This is a genomic window from Lactiplantibacillus dongliensis (genome assembly GCF_005405105.1).
GTDB lineage: Bacteria > Bacillota > Bacilli > Lactobacillales > Lactobacillaceae > Lactiplantibacillus > Lactiplantibacillus dongliensis.
The window spans coordinates 1-2715 of the sequence record NZ_BJDK01000066.1 but is presented as its reverse complement, the minus strand read 5'-3'; the positions used below and the strand labels follow the sequence as shown (position 1 = coordinate 2715).

The window sequence follows — 2715 nt, the reverse complement described above, 5'->3', positions numbered from 1 at the left end:
CGTGTGGGACAAAATAAGTCGGTCATCATTTACAACAAAGCAAACAGTTACATTGTTGATGCGGTTTTAAAGGCGGTGTTCAACAATGCTCATTAATATGGATGCAGTTCATCAAACTTACATTGTTTGTGGAAAAACAGATTTACGCCGTGGTATTGTGAAATTCAATAGTTTCAAAATCAAATTGCTTGTATTATATTAAAGCTGTACACATTTAAAACGTATCGGAGGGAAAAGGATGAAGGGATTAGGCTCATTGCATCAATACGTCAAAGATAACTACGAAAAGGGAAATTATCAGGCAGCGTCGGAAGCATACAAAACTTGGAAAATGGAAAACTCATATAGTCAAAAGCGAAATAATCAAGCGGGCTCAACTGATGATTACCAAGCAGGTTTTAATCAAGCTAAGTTTGATTATGAAAATGAACATCATTTTAAAAGGTTCCCCAGCAAATTTATTAAACTAATAAATTTGCTTTCTGATGACAAAGCGTCTGAGGTATCTAAATTCATAGAAGGCTACAACGCCTACAAAGAAAAACACTAGAAGAATAATATGTATAACTCAGCAAAACAATAGTACCATGCGATAATGGGGATTGAACGTAAGCACCCAATAACTGACCGTATTGAATAGTGAAAAATACCCTGAACTCTCGTTTTTTGAGAGCTCGGGGTGTTTTGTCCATGCATCTAAGCGACTATGCTTTGTTGGCTATCGCCGATTATTTTAGATCCTGGTTTAAAGTTCCATGGCAAATAAGCTTCTAGATCTGCCGAATTCGCAAATGTTGGAAGTTGCGGAATGTTTTTCAATAAATATTCAAGATAAGCTGACGGATCAATGCCGTTGGCCTTGGCCGACTCAATCAAAGTCATCCAAATCGCATTGGCTCGGGCACCAGCTTGGCTGGTGCTGAACAACCAATTTTTACGCCCGATGACCAAGGTCTTCATGTTTCTCTCCGACGCGTTGTTACTCCAGTCGACGGAACCATTATTAATGATTTGATTCAACGAGGCTCGTTGATTTCGAGCATAAACAACGGCCTTGCCTAATCGGCTCTTAGGTAAAACATCGACCGCATCAATCCAACGCCAAAAACGTTTTAATAGCTCTCGTTGTTGACTGCGGCGACGTCGGCGTCTTACTCGCGGTGATAAGTGTTGCCATTCGCGCTCATTGTGAAACATTTTATTGAGTAATGCTAATGGTGGGCTCATCTTAAAGCTCTTGCCGGAATTAGCGGCGTCATAGAATTTCCGTCTGACATGAGCCCAACAACCGACTCTGGTGACTGAATCACCTAGGATGTTATAGCCGGAATAACCGTCGCATTGAAGTGTTCCTGTAAAACCAGTATAAAGTGATTTAGCGAAGCTGCCCGCACGACTAGTGCCATAAGCGTAAAAGACACCTCGCTGTGCCTGGTGGGTAACACTGCGCATTACCCACATATAGGATTCCGCTTTGGCGATTTTTCCAGGTTCGTGTAACACCTCGATTGGTGTCTCATCACCTTGTAGACATGGTTGTTGAACCAGTTGCTGACGCAACTGCTGGTACAACGGCTCCATAAGTTGGCTAATCTTGATCACCCAATTAGCGATAGTTGTTTCGCTTAGATCCACGCCGAGACGCTTCCAATCTTGAAGCTGTCGATATAAGGGTACGCCTAGTTCAAACTTTTTATGTAAAATTTCAGTTATGACTGAAATTGATGCCAAACTATGTGGTATTAACGCTTTTGGAGCTTGTGATTGAATTAGATGAGCTAAACCATCCATTAATTCACATGAGGGGCATTTATATGTCGTCGTGTAGATTCTTTCTAAGTAGAGCTTGGCCGGCCGGAAGTGGAGTTCTTCACGTGCAAGTTTTTTACCGACGGCAACTAAGCCGTGTCCGTTTGGACACAGCTTAGTTGGCAGCTCAATGACAGTCTCTTGAACGAGAACGTTTGAATTTACGATTGCTTGCCGCGTCCGCTTAGCTTTCTTCGTTGGCTGTACTTGATTTGATTGGTTTTCTTGGCCAGTTTGCTCTGGTTGGCTAAAAACACTATTGTCCTCATCAAACAAGGAGGTTTGATCGGTATTGATTTTCTCTGACTTTTGACCAAATAGTCGCTTGGTCAAGTAGTCAATAATCTCAGCCTGTTCTTGAATCTTCTTTTTTAAGTCGGCAATTTCTTCTTCTGACGTTATAATATAACCACTCATTCTATGTTTTCTTGTTATTGAGTTTATCATAGTCTGACACCGGCAGAAAGCGCTTTATTTACTTTTGGCGGTTTGATTTTATGAATAGTCGAATCCAGTGACCATCCTCCCAATAGTCTTGATAATTGGAGATAGGTTAGCTTTCGGACTTCGTCTTGATTGACCGGCCACTGTAGTCGGCCGGCTTCAATCCGTTTATAAAGTAATAGAAAGCCATCTCCATCCCAATATAGCGCTTTGAATCGGTCTTTGCGGGTACCACAAAACAGATATAAAGCCTGATTGTATGGATCTAAGGCAAATTGTTCCTGTACGACGGCCGCCAACCCATCAATGCCACGGCGTAAATCTGTTTTTCCACAAACAATATAAGTTTGATGAACTGCATCCATATTAATGAGCATTGTTGAACACCGCCTTTAAAACCGCATCAACAATGTAGCTGTTGGCTCTGTTGTAAATAATGACCGACTTATTTTGTCCTACACA

General features: G+C 41.5%; 3 protein-coding genes. 1 reads left to right on the top strand and 2 read right to left on the bottom strand.

What is annotated here, in order from left to right; translation table 11 throughout:
* The first annotated feature begins 238 nt into the window (after positions 1-238).
* Positions 239-550 (top strand): hypothetical protein, encoded by a 312-nt coding sequence (locus tag FFM80_RS14385; protein WP_137641421.1) that lies wholly within the window; start codon positions 239-241, stop codon positions 548-550.
* A 146-nt stretch (positions 551-696) separates the two neighbouring features.
* On the opposite strand, the gene tnpC is transcribed toward FFM80_RS14385, so the two are convergent.
* Both tnpC and tnpB read right to left on the bottom strand, forming a co-directional pair.
* Positions 697-2226, bottom strand: coding sequence for an IS66 family transposase (tnpC, locus tag FFM80_RS14380; RefSeq protein WP_179951415.1), 1530 nt, complete (start codon positions 2224-2226; stop codon positions 697-699).
* A 26-nt stretch (positions 2227-2252) separates the two neighbouring features.
* Positions 2253-2630, bottom strand: coding sequence for an IS66 family insertion sequence element accessory protein TnpB (gene tnpB, locus FFM80_RS14375; RefSeq protein ID WP_137641420.1), 378 nt, complete (start codon positions 2628-2630; stop codon positions 2253-2255).
* Positions 2631-2715 lie beyond the last annotated feature (85 nt).